Origin of the sequence: Halocatena pleomorpha (assembly GCF_003862495.1) — an archaeon.
Classification (GTDB): domain Archaea; phylum Halobacteriota; class Halobacteria; order Halobacteriales; family Haloarculaceae; genus Halocatena; species Halocatena pleomorpha.
On sequence record NZ_RRCH01000023.1, the window covers coordinates 1 to 22,317 of the forward strand.

Annotated in this window: 20 protein-coding genes and 1 pseudogene; 8 read left to right on the forward strand and 13 right to left on the reverse strand. The window is 55.0% G+C overall.

Going from position 1 to position 22,317, the window contains the following annotated elements; all coding sequences use genetic code 11:
* Together EIK79_RS18080 and EIK79_RS10745 are read right to left on the reverse strand one after the other, a co-directional pair.
* Window positions 1-632, reverse strand: a 632-nt coding sequence (locus EIK79_RS18080; RefSeq protein ID WP_185715590.1) for a hypothetical protein, incomplete at its 3' end; no start/stop codon positions are given.
* A 386-nt stretch (window positions 633-1,018) separates the two neighbouring features.
* Window positions 1,019-1,438, reverse strand: a complete 420-nt coding sequence (locus EIK79_RS10745) for a hypothetical protein (RefSeq protein ID WP_124955128.1) — start codon at window positions 1,436-1,438, stop codon at window positions 1,019-1,021.
* Window positions 1,439-1,757: 319 nt separating this feature from the next.
* On the opposite strand from EIK79_RS10745, the gene EIK79_RS10750 reads away from it, so the two are divergent.
* Both EIK79_RS10750 and EIK79_RS10755 read left to right on the forward strand, forming a co-directional pair.
* Complete coding sequence (locus tag EIK79_RS10750) at window positions 1,758-2,366, forward strand: metal-dependent hydrolase (protein WP_124955129.1); 609 nt, start codon at window positions 1,758-1,760, stop codon at window positions 2,364-2,366.
* Window positions 2,367-2,446: 80 nt separating this feature from the next.
* The gene (locus tag EIK79_RS10755) at window positions 2,447-4,237 is read left to right on the forward strand and encodes a S9 family peptidase (RefSeq protein ID WP_124955130.1); all 1,791 of its coding nucleotides are present in this window, start codon (window positions 2,447-2,449) and stop codon (window positions 4,235-4,237) included.
* 31 nt (window positions 4,238-4,268) lie between these two features.
* On the opposite strand, the gene EIK79_RS10760 is transcribed toward EIK79_RS10755, so the two are convergent.
* Window positions 4,269-5,465, reverse strand: a complete 1,197-nt coding sequence (locus EIK79_RS10760) for a transcriptional regulator FilR1 domain-containing protein (protein ID WP_148094143.1) — start codon at window positions 5,463-5,465, stop codon at window positions 4,269-4,271.
* 265 nt (window positions 5,466-5,730) lie between these two features.
* Between EIK79_RS10760 and EIK79_RS10765 the strand changes: the two genes are divergently transcribed.
* Window positions 5,731-6,153 carry a hypothetical protein gene (locus EIK79_RS10765; protein ID WP_124955132.1) on the forward strand — a complete coding sequence of 141 codons (423 nt, stop codon included), beginning with the start codon at window positions 5,731-5,733 and terminating at the stop codon, window positions 6,151-6,153.
* A 404-nt stretch (window positions 6,154-6,557) separates the two neighbouring features.
* On the forward strand, window positions 6,558-7,082 hold the full coding sequence (locus tag EIK79_RS10770) for a hypothetical protein (protein WP_124955133.1): 525 nt from the start codon (window positions 6,558-6,560) through the stop codon (window positions 7,080-7,082).
* 104 nt (window positions 7,083-7,186) lie between these two features.
* On the opposite strand, the gene EIK79_RS10775 is transcribed toward EIK79_RS10770, so the two are convergent.
* Together EIK79_RS10775 and EIK79_RS10780 are read right to left on the reverse strand one after the other, a co-directional pair.
* Window positions 7,187-9,778, reverse strand: coding sequence for a heavy metal translocating P-type ATPase (locus tag EIK79_RS10775; RefSeq protein WP_124955134.1), 2,592 nt, complete (start codon window positions 9,776-9,778; stop codon window positions 7,187-7,189).
* A gap of 184 nt (window positions 9,779-9,962) precedes the next feature.
* Window positions 9,963-10,256 (reverse strand): hypothetical protein, encoded by a 294-nt coding sequence (locus EIK79_RS10780; RefSeq protein WP_124955135.1) that lies wholly within the window; start codon window positions 10,254-10,256, stop codon window positions 9,963-9,965.
* A gap of 274 nt (window positions 10,257-10,530) precedes the next feature.
* Between EIK79_RS10780 and EIK79_RS10785 the strand changes: the two genes are divergently transcribed.
* The 4 genes and pseudogenes from EIK79_RS10785 to EIK79_RS19260 all read left to right on the forward strand — a co-directional run.
* On the forward strand, window positions 10,531-11,766 hold the full coding sequence (locus EIK79_RS10785) for an MFS transporter (RefSeq protein ID WP_124955136.1): 1,236 nt from the start codon (window positions 10,531-10,533) through the stop codon (window positions 11,764-11,766).
* Window positions 11,767-12,016: 250 nt separating this feature from the next.
* Window positions 12,017-13,570, forward strand: coding sequence for a DNA-directed DNA polymerase II small subunit (locus tag EIK79_RS10790; RefSeq protein WP_124955137.1), 1,554 nt, complete (start codon window positions 12,017-12,019; stop codon window positions 13,568-13,570).
* Window positions 13,571-13,913: 343 nt separating this feature from the next.
* The gene (locus tag EIK79_RS18085; protein ID WP_185715591.1) at window positions 13,914-14,075 is read left to right on the forward strand and encodes a hypothetical protein; all 162 of its coding nucleotides are present in this window, start codon (window positions 13,914-13,916) and stop codon (window positions 14,073-14,075) included.
* A gap of 123 nt (window positions 14,076-14,198) precedes the next feature.
* Window positions 14,199-14,681 (forward strand): annotated as a pseudogene (locus EIK79_RS19260) (creatininase family protein); the annotation flags it as partial.
* 201 nt (window positions 14,682-14,882) lie between these two features.
* Here EIK79_RS19260 and EIK79_RS10800 read toward each other — a convergent pair.
* The 8 genes from EIK79_RS10800 to EIK79_RS10835 form a co-directional block, all read right to left on the reverse strand.
* Window positions 14,883-15,290 carry a hypothetical protein gene (locus EIK79_RS10800; RefSeq protein ID WP_124955138.1) on the reverse strand — a complete coding sequence of 136 codons (408 nt, stop codon included), beginning with the start codon at window positions 15,288-15,290 and terminating at the stop codon, window positions 14,883-14,885.
* Between the two features lies 1 nt (window position 15,291).
* Window positions 15,292-16,155 (reverse strand): ParA family protein, encoded by an 864-nt coding sequence (locus EIK79_RS10805; RefSeq protein WP_124955139.1) that lies wholly within the window; start codon window positions 16,153-16,155, stop codon window positions 15,292-15,294.
* Between the two features lie 857 nt (window positions 16,156-17,012).
* Window positions 17,013-17,246, reverse strand: a complete 234-nt coding sequence (locus EIK79_RS10810; RefSeq protein ID WP_124955140.1) for a hypothetical protein — start codon at window positions 17,244-17,246, stop codon at window positions 17,013-17,015.
* Window positions 17,204-18,757: an aldehyde dehydrogenase family protein gene (locus tag EIK79_RS10815; protein ID WP_124955141.1), complete on the reverse strand. Its 1,554-nt coding sequence runs from the start codon at window positions 18,755-18,757 to the stop codon at window positions 17,204-17,206. Before EIK79_RS10815 ends, EIK79_RS10810 begins: the two co-directional genes overlap by 43 nt.
* 52 nt (window positions 18,758-18,809) lie before the next feature.
* Window positions 18,810-19,496 (reverse strand): 7-cyano-7-deazaguanine synthase QueC, encoded by a 687-nt coding sequence (queC, locus tag EIK79_RS10820; protein ID WP_124955142.1) that lies wholly within the window; start codon window positions 19,494-19,496, stop codon window positions 18,810-18,812.
* A 78-nt stretch (window positions 19,497-19,574) separates the two neighbouring features.
* A complete protein-coding gene (locus tag EIK79_RS10825) occupies window positions 19,575-20,339 on the reverse strand; it encodes a 7-carboxy-7-deazaguanine synthase QueE (protein ID WP_124955143.1) in 765 nt (254 codons plus the stop codon).
* A gap of 2 nt (window positions 20,340-20,341) precedes the next feature.
* Window positions 20,342-20,791, reverse strand: coding sequence for a 6-pyruvoyl trahydropterin synthase family protein (locus tag EIK79_RS10830; RefSeq protein WP_124955144.1), 450 nt, complete (start codon window positions 20,789-20,791; stop codon window positions 20,342-20,344).
* A 184-nt stretch (window positions 20,792-20,975) separates the two neighbouring features.
* Window positions 20,976-22,271 carry a J domain-containing protein gene (locus EIK79_RS10835; protein ID WP_124955145.1) on the reverse strand — a complete coding sequence of 432 codons (1,296 nt, stop codon included), beginning with the start codon at window positions 22,269-22,271 and terminating at the stop codon, window positions 20,976-20,978.
* Between the last annotated feature and the right edge of the window lie 46 nt (window positions 22,272-22,317).

Consider the following 22,317-nt stretch of genomic DNA (forward strand, 5'->3'; position numbering starts at 1 on the left):
TCAGTGGTTTCAGTTGGTGTACCAGTAGTTTTGGTTGGCGTGTCAGTGGTTTTGGTTGGCGTGTCAGTGGTTTCAGTTGGTGTGTCAGTAGTTTTGGTCGGTGTATCGGTGGTTCCGATCGGTGTGTCAGTGGTTTCGGTCGGTGTGTCAGTGGTTTCGGTCGGTGTGTCAGTAGTCGATTCGTTCGTTTCCGAGGGATCAAAGTTCACTGTGAATGAATAGTTAGTGTATCCATCTCCTTTGATTTCGACGTAGTGCATACCGGGATTCGTGATCTCGGCTGTCAGTTTCCCACCGCGTTCTAACGTAGTGTAGTTGATGAGACGGTGCGTTTCCATCCGATGAACACTAGCAAAAAGCTTTGATTCGTTTCCTTCCGATTTAGAGACGTTTACCGTTAGCTTTCCGGGCTGTTCGATGTCTACCTTGTAGTGGTCGGTGCCTCGAATGTCCTCTACCTCGCCATTGACGGAGTTCCCCGGCTCGACGAGTTTCCCGTCAATGTGTGACTTCGTTTCGATGTTCTCTTGTCCAACAACTTGGTGTGGAACAGTCCACACTGTCGCAACTACCAGTCCAGCTACTATAACGAGCGCAGCAGCGGATGGTATCTCTAATTGATGCGAGGACATCAAATCACAAATACAATCCGAACAACTTAATAATAACTTTTTGCGAACGAGCAAATCGCTATCTAGTCTATCGTTATTATTGTATCAAATATATTTCATCACGGGTCTGGTCACGGGAAACAATGATCCCATTATAATCACTAGGGGAGCGACGGTGGGTTGCGGTGATGGCTGGAACTTCGGAGTCTTTGGATTAACGTCTTTGCGACGCGTTTTTGCGGTCGTGCGCCTGCGACTTCTCAGATCTCTCTTCGTGCGTTGCTTTCTGGGGAATCACTCCGGCAACTGCGAGCTCGTTGTGTCTCCCTGAATTATTTATTAATAATTAGACACTCTATTCTCGACCTGTCTCCATATCACATGGACGAACCGACAAGGTCGTGTCCTCACTGTTTGTCCGGTGTCGTGTCATCCTCGTTATCACGCGCCGCCCGCATCGTGTACACCGTTTCGATCGCCTCGTCGAGATCCGCGAGGACAGTTTCATCAGTGTCGAGAACGTGCGTAGCAAGATCGATTTCGACGCGCTGCTGATGGCTGTACAGTCGGTCTAACTCGTGCCCAAATGTCTTCCACTCTTCGTATAGCGTGTCGAATGAAGGCAATCCGTCCGAAACGTGTTCGTCCCTAATCTCGCGGACGAGGTGGGGATCTTCAGCGGATCGCTCGTCAATCATTAATAACAGGAGGCGGAGCTCGGTCTCCGTCCGTTTCTGTCGGATTCGCTCTTGTTGGTCGATGTACTGTTCTCGTTCCTCAAGTAGTGATTCGATTCGCTGTGCAGGTGGGCGATACTCGTTGCCCATTTTAGTCTCAACGGAGTGTTTGTGGGCGACACACGAATCACCATCGATTGCCCCCTTCCTTCTCCGCTAGTACCATGAGCACCTTCTACCAGTGGTAGTAGATCAACTTATATCAGATCACATATGGCTATGAAGAATCCAATACTTATCAGTAACACTTTAGGATGTCACTTATCCGGCTCTTGATGGAACTTCTTATCGCATCATTAACTACACATTAATTCGAAAATTATTTTTACAATGGTCGATATCTGAATTATATGGGCTCTGAATGTCGATCATCGAATCAGCTCAGAAATAGTCATCGGGGTGGGGGATAATGCACCGTCGCGGACACGTCGGGATCACATTGTTAGGTGTTTCCCCAGTGCTGTATCTCCTACTGCCTGACCGACCATTTCTTTCCCTCCTGTCGCTCGGTGTGTTCGTTGTCGAACCGTTGCCGGATTACGACCAGCGAATCGAGTGGTTCGAACACCGGAAAACGAGCCATTCGTTGTTGACTGCTGGTATTATCGGCGGTGTGTGTGCGGGTCTCGGGTGGATGGGCGGATCGCACGTGACCGTACCGGTAGCCGACTGGTTGCTGTCGATCGCTGCCAGTGATGACACTACCCTAGCGTGGATCGCCGCCCAGTTGGGACTGTTGGATGCCCCGACGCTCGCGCTCGTGGGTGTGTGGATCGGTACCGGTGGTGTATTGTTACACCTTGCTGGCGATATCATCACGGTGTCGGGAATTCAACCGTTGCTTCCGTTCTCTGGAAGAACGATCTCTCTCTCATCGCTGTACGCCGACAACAGGACGGCAAACATCGGGTTCTTTTTGCTCGGTTGGCTGTCGCTCCTTGTGGTTTCACTCCTCACCACTCCGCTCGGTGACGCCGTCCGTACGATCAGTGAGATAATTCCCGGAATCTGGACGTGATCCCTCTTTGGACTTTTTCCTGCATTTCCATGGGCCGACAGCGCCGGTAACACTAACCGGGTACGGCGAGAACCCGATCCATGGCGTACGATATCGAACGGTATCTTGCTATCCAGAGTGCTGGCAGGCCGTCGTTCGGTCCGAACGGACAGATCGCTTTTCTCATGGACACGACCGGCGTTTCACAGGTGTGGTGTCTCACCGGTGCTCAGGAATGGCCCCAACAGCTCACGTTTCACCCAGAACCAGTCACGTTTGCGTCGTTCTCACCGACGCGCGATGAACTCGTCTACGGCATGGACGACGGTGGCAACGAACGTTGGCAGTTGTTTCGACTTTCAGACGACGGCAGCGAGGTGGTGAATCTCACCCATCAACCCGATGCAATCCACCACTGGGGTGGCTGGAGTCACGACGGCGAGTACATCGCATACACGGCTAACCGCCGTTCGCAAGATCGTTTCGACGGCTACGTTCAACACCGCGATGACACGGACGCCAATCTCGTCATCGATGGATCGGATAAGGAACTCCTCTCCATTGTGGGCTGGAGTCCAGATGACGAGCGTCTTCTTGCCCGTGAAGTTCATTCGAACCGGAACCACGATCTCTACTGTTTCGATCGTTCCTCCAGTACGATAACACGGCTCACCGATCAGGACAGAGAGGTTCGATATCCGTCGGCTGCGTGGGGACCTGACGGCGAGAGTATATACGTCACGACCGATTGGGCTACTGACACACTCGAACTCGCCACGCTTGATCCCGAAACTGGCAACGTAACCGTGGTGTATGAGGGAGGGAATTGGAACGTTTCTAGTGTTCACGTCGACCACGACTCACGAACGCTCGCCCTCGCCCGCAACGTCGAAGGATACACTGATCTCTCGTTGTTCGAACTCGATTCCGATCGGGAGCTACAGCCGCTTGTTACTCTCGACCGTTCTGATGGTGTGCTCTCGGGGCCGTCGTTCGGTCCCGATGGCGAACGACTCGCGGTTGCCGTCTCAGCACCGACAGTGAATACGAACGTTTTCGTCTTCGACTGGAGTGGGTCACACACTCAGTGGACAGACGCCGCAACAGCGGGTATCCCACCAGAGACGTTTCGTACGCCCGAACTCGTCCGATTCGACTCTTTCGACGGGTTAGAGATCCCTGCGTTTCTCACACTCCCCGGAACCGACGACGGACCGTATCCGGCCGTCGTCGACATTCACGGCGGACCCGAAGCCCAACGCCGTCCATCGTTTCGCGCGCTCCGCCAGTATTTCGTGGACAACGGATACGCGGTGTTCGAGCCGAACGTTCGGGGCTCTTCGGGATACGGACGGACGTACGTGGATCTCGACAACGCAGAACAGCGAATGGACGCCGTCACGGACATCAAAGCCGGCGTCGAGTGGCTAACTGACCGCGAGGAAATCGACGGTTCGCGGGTGGTCGCCCTTGGAGGTTCCTACGGCGGCTTCATGGTGCTCGCATCCCTGACCGAACATCCGGAGTTGTGGGCCGCTGGCGTTGATATCGTTGGCATTGCCAACCTCGTTACGTTCCTCGAAAACACCGGACCGTGGCGTCGCCGGCACCGCGAAGCCGAGTACGGATCGCTACAGGAGCAAGAGTTTCTCGAATCCATCTCCCCGATCAATTCGATCGAGAATATTAGCGCTCCCCTCTTCGTTCTTCACGGCGAGAACGATCCTCGCGTTCCGGTGGGTGAAGCCGAACAGATCGCCACCGAGGCGAGTGAACACGTCCCGACTGAAACGCTCATCTTCGAGGATGAAGGCCACGGGATCAGCAAGCTCGAAAACCGCATCACTGCTTATCAGCGCATTATTTCATTCCTTAACGAACACGTCTCTTGACCCACGTTTCTCGCCTCCATTGCGAGAATTATCAATTCCTATATATAAAATCGTAACTGCATCGGTCTGACGATTCATCTTCGCGTCTGGCGTGGTCGAGAGTAGTGGACAACGGTGGTCTGTTCGACGCTTCTGTGGTGATTGCATCTAACCATTCAGGTGTTATTTTTGTGGCCTGTTCGTGGAGATGTTCGTAGTAATCCTTGATCCATGTGAGTGCTGCGTCACTGTCAGCATGAAACGCACCGATGACCGACTGGTGGTCGTCGTAGACGAGAACTGAACCACCCAGTCCGGCGTCGGTCGTGCTCAGTATGAGACCGAACGGCGGCGTCGTTCCCGTGGATGTAGTGATCGAGCCAGTAGTGGCGTCGGTCATTTCCGCGAGGAGTCTCGGAAACTCGTCCGTGAGCGTATCGGCTAACGCCGGGGTAGTGATGAGTTCGAACGTCGTTCCGCGCTGTATGACCTGTCGGTGACAGACACTAAGAAACTGGGGTGTCGGAAGCGTCGGGAGTACAGCCCTGATCCGCTCGGCAGCAACGAGGTGCTCGCGTAGTCCTTTGAGGAGATGATACGGCACTGTCCGCTCTGCTCGTTCGATATCAATTCCACCGAACAGCGCTGGAGGAAACATTTCATCCGTCGGAAGGTAGCGAAGCAAATCACGTACAGCGAGTACGTCTGCGATCGCCTCGTGTGCCACATGATATCGAGCGGTGATCCACTGTCCAACGTCAGTCGTCGCGTACCCGGCGGCAGTTCGCTGGATAAGTCCTGCCTGTTCTAGCTCACGGACAGCCCGATCGACGGTGGAGCGCGCGTACGGTAATTCCGTGACGAGCGTGCGTTTTGTCCGTGCAGTTTCAGCGTATTCGAGGAGATCGATTCGGGTTGTAACTAGCTTTACGGCATCGGCTCCTGTACCTACTGCGCTCCAAGAGGGACTGTCAGGGGGAAGGTTTCGCCCTACAGCTCCGACCTCCGTCTCGAAATCGGTGTAGACCTTTCCAACGAGACGAGCGAACAGAGTCGGCTCGATCCGATCCGAATCGGAAACGATCAGCCCCCACTCTTTGAATGCTGAGAGTGCTCGATCGATCGTTGAGCGGGAAACCGATACTGTCTGGGTGAGGGTGGACGCGTCTGTTGGCCCCTCAATCACTCGTGATAGCACGTTATTACGCTGACCCAAGAGTCTCACGAGGTTCGTGGCTGTGTGTTTCATTGGAGGATCGAACGAGTTGGCATATGATATGGATGTACTACGTTTATATTTTTCTAAGAATTTATATACTAATGATAATGGGTGACTAGTTTCACGATCGGTTAGGTAACTATCCGTCTGTGATTAATGCTTTTGTGGTGAACTAAACCACATGCCAAACGACGAAACGGCTCAATCGATTGCACCGGATAAAGAAACTCACGCTGGCGCTTCACGCAGTCGACGTGGCTTCCTCCGCAAAGTGGGGACTACTGGTCTGTTCGGTATGACCGCAGTAACCGCGGTGACCGAGACAGCGAGCGCTACAGAGACGACAGAGAGTCTCTCTGTTCGGGAGGATCGGTTTCACTCTCTCCGGGACGAAGAGCGAATACGCGTCACTGAGACATCCGACCCGTCCGGCGACGTTGGGACTCAGGCAGCTCAAAACAGGGTAACTATCGAAGGGATAGCTGACTTTACTGAGTACACACTTTATACCACCGGCCACGTCCACGGCGGAGAGGAGACCGGCGACGGAGTCGATTACATTTTTTACAATTCTAAAGGATTCAATTATAACGGACGAACGTATCACTTCGAGGTTCACGGATCGATATACGCTAACAATACTGACGTGTACGAGTTCTTTGGATACGTAGCGATTCCGTCTGCTGCGGGTATCTCTTACAATATCGAGGATTTATAATCGTTTTTGTATCATTGGTTCGGCTATCTGCGCTCTAAGAGGATCGGGTGGATGTCCCGCTGCGGACCTGACTTCTGTCTCGAAATGGGTGTAGACCCTTTCCGACGAGGCGGGCGAAAAGAGTCGCCTCGATCGTTGAGTGGGAAACCGATACTCACTCAGAGAGTATGGATGTGTCTGTCGGCCCCTTGACCACTCGTAACAGCACGTTATTACGCTGCCCAAGAAGCGTTGCGAGGTTTATGGCTACGTCCTCTACTGTAGACAATAAATCACATTCATGTGTGTATTGTATTTATACTTTTATAAATATTTATATACTAGAGACAATATGTGGTTAATTTTCCAATCGATTAGGTAACTATCCGCCTAGGTGTAGGAACACTTGTGGTGAACTAAACCACATGCCAAACGACGAAACGGCTCAATCGACCGTACTGGACGCTCCTGACACTTCGCGCAGTCGACGTGGGTTCTTGCGCAAAGTGGGTGCCACAGGTTTCTTCGGAATGACAGCGATGACCGCGGTAACCGAGGCAGTGAGCGCTACAGAGACGACAGATTCCTCTGTCCGGGAGGATCGAGCTCGTTCCTTCCCGGATGGAGAACGAATACGTGTCACCGAAACATCCGAACCAACCAACGACCTCGGAACGCAAGCTACTCGAAACAGGGTGACTATCGAAGGGATAGCTGACTTCACGTACTACACGCTTTATACCACTGGAGATGTCTACGGTGGAGATAGTAGTGGTAACGGTGTAGATTATATTCTTCACTACCCTAATGGCTTCGATTACAATGGACGAACGTATTACTACCTGATTGACGGAGCGATATACGCCAATAACGCTGACGTGTACAGGTTCTACGGATACGTAGCGATTCCGTCTGCTGAAGGCATCTCCTACAATATCGAGGATCTGTAATAGCGTTCTCGGACTGAAATTAGTGGTATCGACTCTTCACCGGTTTCTGTGGTTTCGTGGTGAATTTTGTTATGAGCGGTCAGCCATACGACAGCGAACACGGTTCACCGGAGCGCGCCGAGTAGTTTGTAGTCGTGATCGGGTGTGTACCGCCGGAACAGCAGGCTGTTCGTGAGCACCGACACGGAGGAGAGCGCCATGGCTCCTGCAGCAAGCGCCGGCTGAAGCAGTCCGAGCGAGGCAAGCGGGATCATTGCCGTGTTGTATCCCAGCGCCCAGAACAGGTTCTGTTTGATTTTCTGGAGCGACCCGTCCGAGATCCGGATCGCTTTCACCACGTCGAGCGGATCGTCGCGCATCAGCGTCACGTCTGCAGCCTCGATTGCGACATCGGTGCCCGAACCGATCGCGGTACCGACGGCAGCGGCCGCAAGTGCGGGTGCGTCGTTGACGCCATCACCGACCATCATCGCCCGGTTGTCGTTCGACTGTACGGCGTTGACCGCGTCGGCCTTGTCTTCCGGCAGGACTCCAGCACGAACGTTTTCCGGGTCGATTCCGATACGCTCTGCGACCGCATGGGCAGTCTGCTCGTTGTCGCCGGTGATCATGCGAACCTCAATTCCGCGGTCCCTGAGCGTAGAGACGGCGTGTCTCGCGTTCTCTTTGATCGTATCAGCGACAGCGACGATACCGATGAGTTCACCGCTGGTCGTGTCACTAGACGCGCGCGCGACGAGCATCGCGGTTTTTCCGTCCGCTTCGAGGCGTGTCAGGGCGTCTTCTATTGGTGACGGATCGATACCGTACTCACGCATGAGTTTGCGATTGCCGACGAGCACCGCCATGCCGTCGACAGTCGCCCGGACACCGTGGCCGGGAACGTTCTCGAATCCGGTCGGTTCACTCGGTTCAATGCCCTGCTCGTTCGCTTTCTCAACGATCGCCTGGGCAAGCGGGTGCTCAGACCCTCGTTCGGCGCTCGCAGCAACACGGAGTATCGTCTCTTCGTCGAGTCTCTGTTGGTCTTCGAGCATTGCCCCTCCGTCTGAAACCAATTCGGTTTCTGTTCGATCTACGGCACGGACATCAGTGAGTTCCATTTCGCCTTTCGTCAGCGTTCCCGTTTTGTCGAACACGACCGTATCGATGTCTTTCGTGCGTTCGAGAACGTCACCGCCTTTGAACAGCACGCCGTTTCGTGCACCGATCGAGGTGCCGACCATCGTTGCGGCCGGCGTTGCGAGTCCGAGCGCACACGGACAGGCGATCAACACGGCTGACGCGAACACCACTACCGCAAACTCGAACAGCGAGATGCTTCCTCCCACGAGCGCGGGTCCACCGGCGACGAGTCCCCATAGCGGGAGTGCACTGACGACAGTTGCAAGCAACTCCGGAACGAGGTACCACGCGAGCCCCCATACTATGGCGTTGGCGATCACGATCGGAACAAAGTACGCCGAGATACGGTCAGCGAGGGTTTGGATGTCCGGTTGGCGGGATTGGGCTTCCTTAACCGTCTGAACGATCTGCTGGAGCGCCGTGTCACTGCCGACATTCGTCGCCTCGACGGTCAATACACCGTTCTCGTTGATAGTCGAACCAACGACTTCATCTCCAACGGTCTTTTCAACCGGAACGCTTTCACCGGTAACCATCGATTCATCGACCGCGCTTTGCCCATTGATCACGACGCCGTCCGTCGGGATCTTCTCTCCCGGTCGAACTTTCATTCGATCACCGACAGCGACTTCCTCCAACGGTATTTCCTGCTCCGTACCGTCCTCGTCAACGATGGTCGCCGTGTCGGCTTCCATCTCAAGGAGCTGCTGGAGTGCCTCGCCGGCTTGTCCTTTCGAGCGAGCTTCGAGATAGTTGCCCAGCGTGATGAACACGAGGATCAGCGCCGCGGTGTCGAAGTACAGACTCCCGGCGACTAGTTCTAACAACACCGCGACCGAGTAGAGGTACGCGGTTGAGGAACCGAGTGCGATCAACACGTCCATGTTGGCGGTCCGGTTGTTGATCAGCGCGTTGTAGGAGTTTTTGTAGAACGGCCAACCCAACACCAGTTGTATCGGAGTCGCTAGCAGGAATTCGACCCAACCGAATTCGATCCCGAACACCGTCTCAGGGAGTATCCCGCCGCCGAAGAGGAACGTTTCTACGAGAAACGCAAGCAGTGGAACAGAAAACGCCGCGCCGAACAACGTCAGACGCCACTGACGACGGATCTCCTCGCGCTGGGCCGCGTTCCGTTCAGTGTCGTCGTCCTCACGCACAGGTGAGTAACCGGCTGTCTCGATGGCGTCGTAAAGCCGATCGGGCGTGGTCTCCGCCGGATTGTATTCGACGGTCGCTTCCCCGGTTGCGTAGTTGACATCCGCTGCGATCACCCCGGACACGTCTGTGAGCGCGTTTTCATTGGTCGTCGCGCAGTTTGCACACGACATGTCGGTGATCTCGATCGAAATTGAGTTCTTTACGGCGCTGTATCCCGAATCGTCAATCGTCTCGTAGAGTTCTGTGAGTGATGTCTTTGTGGGATCGTATTCGACCCGTCCCTCGTCAGTAGCGGCGTTGACGGTCGCTTCCGACACTCCGTCTACCTCTTCTAACGCTTCTGTTATTGTTTGAGAACAGTTTGCACAGCTCATTCCCTGTATACCGAACTGTGCGGTCTGTGGTGCCATTATCTCTGTATAGGGGCTCCCCTTTCAATGGCCTTTCTACTGTGATATCCGGCTTCAGTCGCGATCTCATGCCGATATCCGAGACTTATAGCTGGGTAATGTTTGCATTCCAAAGCAGAAGTAGTCATATTCGAACGCCTGTACTACTGTGCGTCAATCATTGTCTCACCGCCGATCTGACTTCTCACTCCTGGTGATCAACGGTGTCGGTGCTGTTACTCCCATCTGTCCTTTTATCGACTGACTCCGAATCTCCTCCTCCCGTGCCAAATACGAACGCTCCTGTATCACCAGGGATCTCGTCCTCATTGTTTGTGCTGCTGTCGGTACCATCCCCTCGACTCTCTTCGTCCTTGTGAGTAGTTCGCATCCACCACCATCCAACTCCCAAACCGAGACAAAGCAACCCGACGCCAATGAGAAGAAGGCCGAAACTGTTAGCGGGGGTGCTGACGACCGGCACTTGTACCGGATCCATAGATGTCGTATGGAACGGTCATACTACTGTATTGTGGCTTGCGAATGTAGTTAGTTATTAGTGACATATAAGTCGTTCTCGCACTGTCCGATTGAGGAATGTCGACGACTGGACCAACGCGTCAGTCGTTCTCCTCGTACGCTTTCACTCGAAAGCCGACTGGAGCAGTAGCTATACTGTCGCAAAACTTTATTTTCTTATGATGCTACTGGATTCGGTCAGATGATCTCGGGTTCGCCACGTTCATACGATGCTCGTTCCATCGTCGAAACGGATGCAGTCTGTCGGTGATGTGCTCAGGCAGCAACTTGCGAGAACCGGGCGGCTGTTGAGCAACGGGCGAGGATGGACGTTGTTCGTCGTGGCAGCCGGATGGCTTTCTATCCTCGGTGGTCGATACCTCTTTCCGGTGGTGCTTCCGCAGGTCAGACGATTTTTTGAGGTTAGCAACGCCGCTGCTGGCACAGCGATCACGGTGCTCTGGGCTGGGTATGCCCTGATGCAGTTCCCCGCCGGCGCGTTAACCGATCGGTTTGGCGAACGGCGACTTCTCGCTGGGAGTCTCCTGACCGGAGCGACAGCGATCGTAGCAATCTGTTTCGCGCCGACGTTCTGGCTGTTCGTCGTCGGCTGTGGACTGTTCGGTCTTGGGACCGGACTGTACGGTCCCGCTCGTGGGATCGTCATTTCCAGAACGTTCGGTGAACACGATGGGACCGCAATCGGCGTTGTGCTCGCCACCGGATCGATCGGTTCAGCGACGATTCCGTTGATTGCCAGCCGATTCGTCGGTTCGATCGGCTGGCAACCAACTGTTGGGATGCTCATCGTTCCGTTTCTGCTCGTCGGCATCGGTGTTTGGGTCGTCGTATCACAGCCTCCGATCGATCCGGACGGAAGCGGATTGTCCCCAGAATTCCTCCGAACAGTCCAAACGGCCGTTACACGGCGTGCAGTTGCAATTGCTACAACCGCTGTCACGCTCATGTTGTTCGTGGCACAAGGATTGACAGCCTTTCTCCCGACATACTTTGTCATGATAAAGGGACTCGAACAGACGACTGCTGCTGGACTGTTCTCGCTGTTCTTTCTGAGCGGTGCGGCCTGTCAGTCGCTCGCGGGCAACGCAGCCGATCGGTTCGGCAGTCCGACGGTGCTGATGACTGTTGCTGGCGTGAGTGTCGTGCCGTTGCTCGCGTTGCCGTTCGTCGAGGAACTCGTCCCGTTGGGCGTGTTGACCGTGCTTCTCGGCTCTCGATTAGCGATCAATCCTGTCAGTAACGCCTACATCATCGCCGTAGTTCCCGACGCCGTTCAAGGAACGGCGTGGGGATTTCTCCGCACGAGCTTTTTCCTTCTCGCCGCAACCGGTTCAACTGTTGTCGGAGCGCTGTTCGACGCGCAGTTGGCGAACGCCGCGATCATCGGTCTTGCTGCACTCAGTGCCGTCGCAACCGGGTTGTACGTGTTCCTCCCCACACGGACCGCTGTCGATTCAGGTAGCGTTTGACATCCAGACCGTTGTGGATCTGATCGAGTTGACGCGATCACGCACCGACGCGATCACGCGCCGAAACTGTGTCGACGCTCTTTAGGGGACTCGCCTACGAACCAGAATCGACTGGCGATCGTGTCACTAGCGGTTCCGTATCCGTTGGATTTCACGAACCAACTCGATCTGATGGATACGACTGATTCGCATATCGAACGATCATAGCGTGTGATCCCAATCCTTTTCAGCCGTTTGCGCATTTTGGTCGATAACCTTGAATCGCCGAATCCAGGTTGTAAGGACACTAGCAAGACAGGGGTACAACGCCGACCGAGAGGCTGTAACGCTCCTTACGTCGTCGGAGTCACCGTCGCACGTGATCGAAACGATGGCTGACCATCTCCCGGAGGACACGCTTCGCGTCACGGCTGACAACGTACGGGAGGCACTCAATCAGTTGGGGAGAGAGATCGATACGACCGCTTCGGTCACTGTCGATCCAGCCAACGTACCGACATCTCAGGGATCGGCCACCACGGACGAGACCGACCAAAACGGTGTGGCCGACGCCGAACGACATTCCGACCCGGCTAACCGTGACCGTTCGACGCGCGATGACCGTGGTTCCGTAATCATCTCTGGAGACGTTACTGGTGAGAGCACCGGCACTGGAACGTACGAGACGTTCGTCCAGACGTTTCGGGACCGGTATCAGCGTCTCTCCGAGCAGTTGCGGGGTCGATTGAACCACCGGCCAGCAGAAACCTTAGCGGAGATGCCGGGCCAGAACGAGGCTGCGATGATCGGCTTGGTAAACGATATCCAGTCGACAAAAAACGGTCACTGGCTGATCGAACTCGAAGACACTACCGGAACGTTCAGCTGTCTCGTGATGAAAGACCGGGAGATCGCAGACGCTGTAAACGAGCTGTGTTTCGATGAGTGCATCGGCGTGGCGGGAACGCTGTCGAACGACGGTGAGATCCTGTTCGTGGACGACATTCACTTTCCAGACATTCCCCACACGTATCGGCCGTCGACGGCCGACCGACACGTCCAAGCCGCGCTCATCTCTGACGTTCACGTCGGCAGTCAGGAGTTTCATGCGGCGGCCTGGGAGCAGTTCACCGATTGGCTCCACACCGAGGAGGCCGAACGCGTTGAGTATCTGCTCATCGCTGGTGATATGGTCGAAGGCGTCGGCGTCTATCCCGAGCAGGACGAGGAGCTGTCGATCGTCGACATCTACGATCAGTACGAACGGTTCTCGGAGTTGCTGAAAGCGGTTCCTGGTGATATGGAGATCGTCATGATCCCTGGCAATCACGACGCCGTCCGGTTGGCCGAACCACAACCGGCGTTTGACGAGGAACTCCGGGACATCATGCGCGCCCACGACGCCCGTATCACAGGTAACCCCTCCACGGTCACAATTGAGGGTGTATCCGTACTGTTGTATCACGGCGTTTCTCTCTATGAGGTGATCATCGACACGCCTGACTTGGATCTAGAGCATCCCCATGAGGCGATGTGCAACCTCCTCAAGAAACGCCACGTCGCGCCTCAGTACGGCGGCCAACTCCGACTCGCGCCTGAAGAGCGGGATTATCTCGTGATCGACGAGATTCCTGATGTGTTCCATACTGGCCATCTCCACAAGTTCGGTTGTGGATCCTACAACAACGTATTGGCCGTCAATTCGGGCTGTTGGCAGAAGCAAACGTCATACCAACGCTCACAGGGAATCGATCCTGACGTTGGCTACGCTCCGATCCTTGATCTCGACACTCACGAAATGACGATCCGGAAGTTCACCGCGTAACTGTGAACGAAGCCGTTCCACTGGCGTTGAACTCCTTGGAGAACCAATCGATGTCCCCTTGTTGTGTGAGCTCACCACTGACGGTAGTCCCGTTGATCGCTGTCAGCCTCCTGACCGTCGTTCGGCTTGTTTTCACTCTGGCTTTGGGCGAGTGCTCCTGTGGGTATCATCGCTCCGAGAACCAACAGCGCCAAAAAGGCGACGTTGGCATGTAATACATCGATGTATAGCTGTCTGTGTGATCTAGTTTCATGATAAATACCTTCACATTCAAAAAATCACGTCATATAATTTGTGTGGGTGTGAGCGGGACTTTTTACGCAGAGAGTGACTAGCTCCATCAATGGCTCCCGTCGACTACCGATGTCCTTGTGGTGCCACGCTTCGATTCAAACAGGATCTCACGAAGGAGGGTGCGATCCGACCCACGTGGAAATGCAAGGACTGTGGGACGCCGGTTCCCGGACAGACCGCTGAACAGATCAGGCATCAACATCCCTCCTGAACAGTGCAGCCTAGATTTGCGCGTTCGCCTCTCCAACATGGATGAGAGCTGAGCCACCAACTTATTTTGTATGTCTTCTCACACGTCAGTGCGCCTTGCTGAGCACACGTAGACAGAGCTTGAACGGCCCTTGAAGACGGAACAGGGACAGCGATCGTGCGATCGGGTCGGTCGAACAACATGGACCACACCTCCCGCTGATCATCAAGATACAAGCGGGACCCCTCGGCCCTTTAGGGCGGAGAAGGTGACGGATACGCTTGCAGGCGACGCGCTTTCCCGACGCATTGCCAAGAGGCTCGGTGACGCGCTAGCTGCTCCCACTGTACGCTCCGACTGCTCGGGCCACCACATGGAGTGTCTCGGAACGATCACGATTCTGGCGTCGACGTTGATGGAACTGATATGTGCCCACTGTCAGTCGTTGAACGAACACAGCTTCGAGTACATCGTTCTCGTTCTGACCCACGGCGGAAACTTCGCCCCGACGAACACCGTTGCTCCTGAGATCGCCCGCAACATCGACGCACCGTGATCACCCTCGCGGATCTTGAGCAACTCATGGAGCTGCAGAACGAGGGCCTCAGAACGGCTGGTGTCGACCATCACAGCCGATACTGTTTCCCCCGAATGAGTCCTCCTCTGACGCAGCAGGGTGTCGCGCTGTGAATACGTTTACGACAGTATGTGAATTCCAAACTGTGTATACGCTTTACACAGTTCACACTGTACAACGAATCTGAGACTGTTCGAACGGTACTAACGGTGTTCGAAGTTAGTACTGTCCAAACAGTGTAGACGGTAGAATTAGGGGAGGTCGTCCACAGCGTCTGGGTCCAGGTCGCGTGCTTCGAGGACGAGCTCCGTTACTTTTTGTGGGTGTTCGTGGGCGAAACGGACCATCGCGTCGTGGGCTTCCCGAACCTCGAAATCGTCGTGGCCCAGCGCAATCAAGTTGTTCTCGACACTGTTGCACAACACCTTGATGAGTCGTGCGGTCTCCTCATTCGGATAGATCGAGAGTTTCTTGCTCGTTTGAGCGGCAAACGCCGGCCCTGTGGTCTCGCTTGGATCTGCTGTTTCTGTTTTTGAATCAGTTGCTGATTCGTCCGTTGTGGTTTCGGTTTCGTTTCCAAGATCCTCGTCAGCTTCGTCCTGTTCACTTGCTCCCTCTTTCACTTGATCCAGTTGGTTTCGTAGATTGCTGCTGTCCATATTATGCACGCTCCGCGACGATCCCCGCTAAGGTATCGAAATGTTTGATCTGATCGCACGATGAATCGTACTCCGCCACCGGCTTGTTCTCGGTGAACGAATCTGACAGGGCGTCACGTTCACGGATACCCGGAAGTGGGATATCACCCCGTCCCTGGTCGTCGATCTGTTCCCATTGCTCATCAGTGATACGCGCGTACTGCGGCAGGTAGTCGACCCAGTTTTCGTTGAGATCTTCGAGTAGACGGCGGTCCGGTTTCCTCGGTCGGATCGATTCACTCAACATGTTTGGCGTGATCGCGAGGATATCGGCTGCGCCGTCGGTCGCTTCGATGATCGGTAGTAGTTGCGATTCCATGATACGTTCGAGACCGCTGATGCTTCCCTGACCGGGGATGACCGGCACGATGAAACTCTGAGCAGCGACGAGCGCGTTGTCGGCCACTTTCGAGGGATCTCCGGGTGTATCTAAAACGACGTACTCATACCCCTCCCCACGCAGCGGATCGACAATCTCGTTTTTGAGAATAACGTCGGCGTTCATCTGGTTTTTCATCCGGTCATTGATGGTCGACATCTCTGTAGAACTGGGGACGACGCTGAATCCCCATTCCGTCTCGATGAGGAGTTCGGATGGATGTGTGTCTCGGAAAATGACGTTTTCGAGCTGTCCGTTTTTATTGTACGCCTCTCCGAACCCGAGAAACTCCGTTCCGTGTCCGTTCTTATCGACATCGACATACACCGTTTTCCCATGATTCTTCTGAAGACGGTGTGCGAGATTGATTGCGATTGTCGATTTCCCCATTCCCCCTTTCAAAATACATACTGCAACGACGCCGTTCTGTGATGTTTGTGGTTCCATATGTCTCAAAAACTGTGTGAACTGTCTGTACTGTATGAGAGTTCCCGCAATACTGTACAGACGGTCTATGACGTTAACACATCATAATAATCCCGGTTTACTACGCTTGTTAGTACTGTACAAACAGTGGTAACAGCATACACAGTTCTTACTGTATCTCTGTGGTCGTCACCCGGGTCGAATGGATACGCCCACCAATGGAATTCTATACTGTCCATACTGTATAGGCTTTGAATTGGACCATCCGATTACTTCTTCCGAGGATCTTACCAGTGACCACTGTCGAAACGGTATTCACTGTATTCACGGTGTGGAACGTTTAGATCATATCTCCCACTGCGGTTCCTGATACGGTAACCACTGCTTATACTGTGAGTACAGTGTACACTGTGTTCACCGTATTCGCTGTGTGGTGGCAGCCATAGCTGGTACAGATACACAGTTGAAGCGGCATAACGCGGTATCGATCAGAGTGGTACAGTAGAGAACGTTTGCACTGTATTCACTGTGTGTAACCGGATTCAAAGCGTTTCCATACTGTTGTTACAGTGCTCACGTTTCACACAGTCTAAACCGTGACTACTGAGAGAACAGCTAATACTGTACACGCAGTGTACTATTATCTGTTGTCCGTTTGTCTCCGCAGATCGATCTAGTCAAACAGTTCACACAGTTACCACTGCTATAGCTGTACTTACATCATCAGCTGTCCATAACGTGTGTACATCACGCACTGCGTACACCGTATAGACTTTTCAAACATTAAGCAACGTCCAAAGCGTAGCAACGTTTCAAGAACAGCACGGAACCGTGGTTCGGCGGGAAGTCGTATTGATCCGTCGGTGGTAGCCAATGACCTAGTCGAATCGATCAGCACCGATGTAGTCGATCGTCTCCTGTAAATACTGTTTGAGTTGCTCACCGGCGCTTCGTTGATCGTACTCCGCAAACGGCTGTTCGTCGGTCGATGGCTTGACCGACGGACGATTTTGAATGTGCGTTCGATTCGTGGTTCGTACACGGCTGAGACGATGTCCGGTTCGGTCTGCTAGAACGGATACTCTCGGGATTCGTGTTGGATCGAGATCCACTTCGGTTGCGTAAACTCTTCACGGACGTATTCGCCGTTAAACCGACCGATTCCCGATCCCTTGTAGCCACCGAATGGAACGTGGGGTTCATCGTTTATCGGCTGGTCGTTGACGTGGACCATCCCAGCGTCGATCTCGCTGGCCACCCGTTCAGCACGGTTCACGCTGCCACACACCGAGGCAGCGAGACCGTAGTCGGTGTCATTCGCCAGTTCGATCGCGGTGTCCTCGCTGTCAAACGGGATTACTGGTGCAATCGGTCCAAAATGTTCGTTACAGGCCGCACTCATGGCGTTCGTCGCGTCTGATAACACCGTGGGGAGAACGAACAACCCGTTTGAATCCCCCAGCGAGTGGTCAGCAGAGAGCTGACCGGCCGGCGTCGTTTCCTCGATGGCTGCATTCGAGACGGCTGCACCGCCCGTTTCGAGCGTTGCCCCGGCGTCGACCGTCTGTTCCACGTAGTTGAGCATCTGCTCCCGTTGGCTCTCGTTGATAACCGGACCGATGACCGTTTCCTCGACGGCCGGATCACCGACCGGGAGCGCCTCGGCCCTAGTGGTGAACTGCTCGACATAGTCACCATACAGAGATTCGTGAACGAGATGGCGGTTAATGGAGATACAGAGTTGGCCTTGATGGAGGAACGATCCGAACACACCGGCGTCGACGGCTGTCTCAACATCGGCCGATTCGAGAACGACGTGCGGTCCGTTTCCACCGAGTTCCATCGCCGGATACGCGAGGTGGTCGACGGCCTGCTTTGCGACCTGACGCCCAACGGTCGTCGAACCAGTGAATGCGATGACGCCGGCGTCTGGATGGCCTGCCATCGGATCCCCGATCTCCGATCCCCGTCCCGGGACGACGTTTAATAGCCCGTCAGGAAGACCAGCGGCTTCGAAGATCCGTGCAATGAGCAGTCCACCGGTGATCGGCGTTTCTGAGGACGGCTTGAGGACGACACCGTTGCCGACTGCTAACGCCGGTGCAACCGCCCGGATCGAAAGATGGAGTGGATAGTTCCACGGCGAGATGACTCCAACGACACCGACCGGCTCGCGTTTGACGAGATGCTCCTTCCCAGCAATATTTGATTCACGATGGTCTCCAGACACCCGAGTAGGAAAGCCGGCCGCTTGTTGGGTGATAGCGCTCGCGGCCCTGATCTCGTTTCGTCCTTTGAGTCGACTGGAACCGGCCTCAACAGTCAACAGTTCGAGAATCTCGTCCTCCTGATCCCGAAGCACGCTGACCGCGCGAGAAAGCACTGCTGCTCGTTTCGCTGGCGTCTGTGTTGCCCACTCCGACTGTGCCGTCGCCGCAACATCATAGGCGTCGTCGATGTCCTGTGGCGTGCCCTTTGGGACCGCCGCGATCTGCTCGCGAGTCGCTGGGTTCTCGACTGCAAGCGAGTCCCGGCCGTCCGGTTCGCGCTCACCATCGAGAAAGAGCCGGTTCCACTCCGCGTCGACGCCAATCGCCGGTGTTGATTCGGTGGTCCCCGACATGGCAACCGTGCATACGTTTGCCACACTCATAGACGTTCGGCCGTGGTTGATCTCAGGCGTACTCTGGCCGTTGCTCGTACTGAATCGGGTCTCGGACTCCGATTCGCTGGAACGCTTGGAGCCGGTAGGCACACGCATCGCACGTTCCACACGCCGGTTCGTCATTTCGGTAACAGCTCCACGTCAGTTCGTAGGGAACACCGTGTTCGACGCCGTAGGCCGCGATATCCGTTTTTGACCGATCGGAAAACGGTGCTTCAATGGTGATCGCTGTCTCGTCTTTCGTACCAGTGTCGACGACGCGTTGAAACGCTTCGAAAAACGCCGGGCGACAGTCTGGATAGCCCGAGAAATCCTCTGAATGTGCCCCAATAAACACCGCGTCACAGTCGTTTGCTTCAGCGTATGCGACCGCCATCGAGAGGAGGTTTGCGTTTCGGAAGGGAACGTACGAGTCCGGAACTTCCTCGCTATCGAGATCGGCAGCAGAGACGGTCATCGACTCATCCGTAAGACTCGACGCACCGATTTTCGAGAGGTGATTCGTTGTCAACGTTAGGAAGTCCGTCGCTCCGAACCGGTCGGCTTGGGCCATCGCGCACTCGTGTTCTTTCGCTTCGGTTCGTTGTCCGTAGGAGGTGTGGAGCATGTACAACTCGTATCCCTGTTCCTGTGCGACTGCGGCAGCCGTTGCGCTGTCCATTCCACCGGAGGCGAGCACGACAGCCCGATCATTCATCAGCGATCACCGTATTGGCTCCTCGTGTTCGGAAACGGTGCGTCGTTCGTCCGTCATCTAGCAGTCGTTCAGCTGAACTCATGTTCCTGGGGCGTCGTTCCAGAGGTCGACGTGGAGCCGAGGGGTGTATCGATATCCGTTGTCCATCGCCAGTTGCGCCACCTCATTCCGTCGTTCATCGATCGATTCTCGGGTTGTTCCTTCCGGCATCAACAGCACGTCCGTATCGGTGACCGTGGTTTGTGTCGCGCGTCGCACTCGGTCAACGATCCGCTCGATTTCAGGCAGATCGTCGGCGTCAGTCACGACAAATTTGAGCTGAAACTCGTAGGCGTCGAGGAGAGTTGCCAGCGTATCGATGTCGATGCGCTGTGTTTCATGGCGATCGGCCCATTCCCCGTTGCCTGCCGGATCCCGCGCCGCTACCGGCGTGCTTGAGGAGAGTTTCGGACTGATGCTGAGGAGATCAATCGGTGCTTCCTGATAGATCGTGCCGTTCGTTTCGACCGTGATGTGGTAGCCCAACTCCGTGAGTCGTTCCATCAGTGGGACTGTCTCGGTGTGAATAAGCGGTTCGCCACCCGTCAGCACGACGTGGTCTGCGGGGTGGGACTGGATCTCCGAGACGATTGTTTCGAGCGACCACTGGGCGTGGACTGGCTCCCACGACGTATGGTAGGAATCACAGAACCAACACCGGAGGTTACAGCCGCTCGTTCGGACGAATACGCTCGGCGTTCCAGCCAACTGACCCTCTCCTTGCAAGGAGTAAAACAGCTCGTTGATCGGTAACGCCTCGCTATCGGATTGATCGGTAGTAGGAATCGAATCGTTGACAGGCATGGTTACTCGATCGATCCGGCGCACAGTTCGGACGTTTCGCGGACCTGAACCGAAACGGTGCTCACGGTGTCGGGGAGCGTCTCATAAAGCCGGGCTTCGAGATACGCCGCCATCACTTCCGCTGTCGGTGGATGATCGAATACGATGACGGCGTCTCCGTCTCCGCTCTGTTCGAACGCATCGATCAGGGGATCGCCTTCTTCGAGTAAGAACCGGTGATCCCACTCGTGGATAACAGACGTCACGTCACCCTTGTCGACCACCCAGCCGTCCGTGAGTGATCCCGTGATCTCGACAGAAATCGTGTAGTTGTGGCCGTGTGGACGGCTACATTTGCCATCGTGGTGGAGAAGACGATGGCCGGAACTGATGCGGATCGGCCGTTCGGTACCGATCCGTAGCGTGCGGACTCGATCACCCATTTCTGGTGGTGCGACCGTTCGATCGGACATAGGTATGATACAGATATACGCTATATATTCTTGACGGAGTATCGATCGCCAACAGTCGCATATCTGCAGAGACGAAGCGATTTCACAGATCAGGTGATCCACTGGGTCCAACGAGCAGTTACAGAGTTCCCGCCTCTGGTAATCGCCTCACCCGTGTGTCACTGTCTTACTCAATGAGGCACTGTCACTCGTGGTCGAGCAGTCGTTCGAGTCGTCGTCGGAGGAGATACGCACTCACGAATAGCGGGAGAGCAACGAGCAGTCCGCCCCCGATGACCGACCGCGAGAGTTCAATCGTGATCAGTCCGATCGGAATTGACAGAACGGTCACACTACGGATCCACATCCACATGACGATGACCAACGGCACGACGACAAGGAGGTTCCAGACGGTGGGCCGAACACGGTAGCCGTGCTCGTACCGATCCCGCCACGGAACCGTCGTGAGCGCCCACAGTGCACCCGCGACCCCAACGGTCAGCGAGAGGAACAGTCCGACAGCGAGACCGAAATTCAACACACTTCCGAGATGCAGCGGACCGACGCGTAGCATCGGCAGCCACGGCGTTCCCTGATTCGATCCGACTGTTTCGACGAACGAAGAGAGGGTACCGTCCTGCCCGACTGTCGTGAACAGAACGATACCACTACCGAGCACCCCGAGCGCAATGCCGCTTTGTAGTTCCTGAAACGGTTTCGTCGTCCACAGGGGCATCGCCCGCCCAAGCAGTATTCCTCCCGGAATCCCGACGATGAGACAGCCGATACAAACAATAGGTACGTACAGGAGGGTCATGACAGCATACTCAATCCCACTGCTGGATGGATCGATCAGTATCGAAGTCCAAAGGAGTCCGAGTCCACCACTGTAGAACACCAACACGGGCCAGATCGTGATCGACGTACGGGTGAACTGTTCGCGAGAGCGTGGCTCCTCGAAGGGAAGTGGAGAGAGAACGCCGTATCCGACATAGCACGTACAGAGACTCACCAAGACGACGCCGAGCTCGGTAGCCGCCGTTACTGTGTTGATCGCTCGAATCGCCTCCGTTACCGCAAGACTGAGAACGACCGTGATAGCGAGCCGGACGGCCGTTGGCGAATACACCACATCCAGAGTGATCGTGTGGGGTCGATGGGTGGCTACCCATCGCTTGCCCTCGCCGGGAACCGTTCGCAACTGAGCAACACCGCCAGTTATCAGATTGATCATGTTACTGTCGTCGTGGCTGGCCGTCTCATCCGACGGCTCTTCGGAACCCGTTTGAATGTCATGAACCCGGTCGTATCGTCGGCGTGCTCGTGGATCTAACAGCGTTTCTTTGGCCGCTCGTATCCGAAGGACCCTCTCGTGCGCGTCCGGTTCGTCGTCATTTCCACCGGGCTGGTGTTCGTGTATCTTCTGTCGGTATGCCCGTTTGATCTCATCTTCGGTGGCATCCGGACTGATGTCGAGAATCTCGTAGTGGGTCTTCGGCATCTCTGTGCGTATACATCATCCAGTTATCATATAAAGGTGGCTCCGT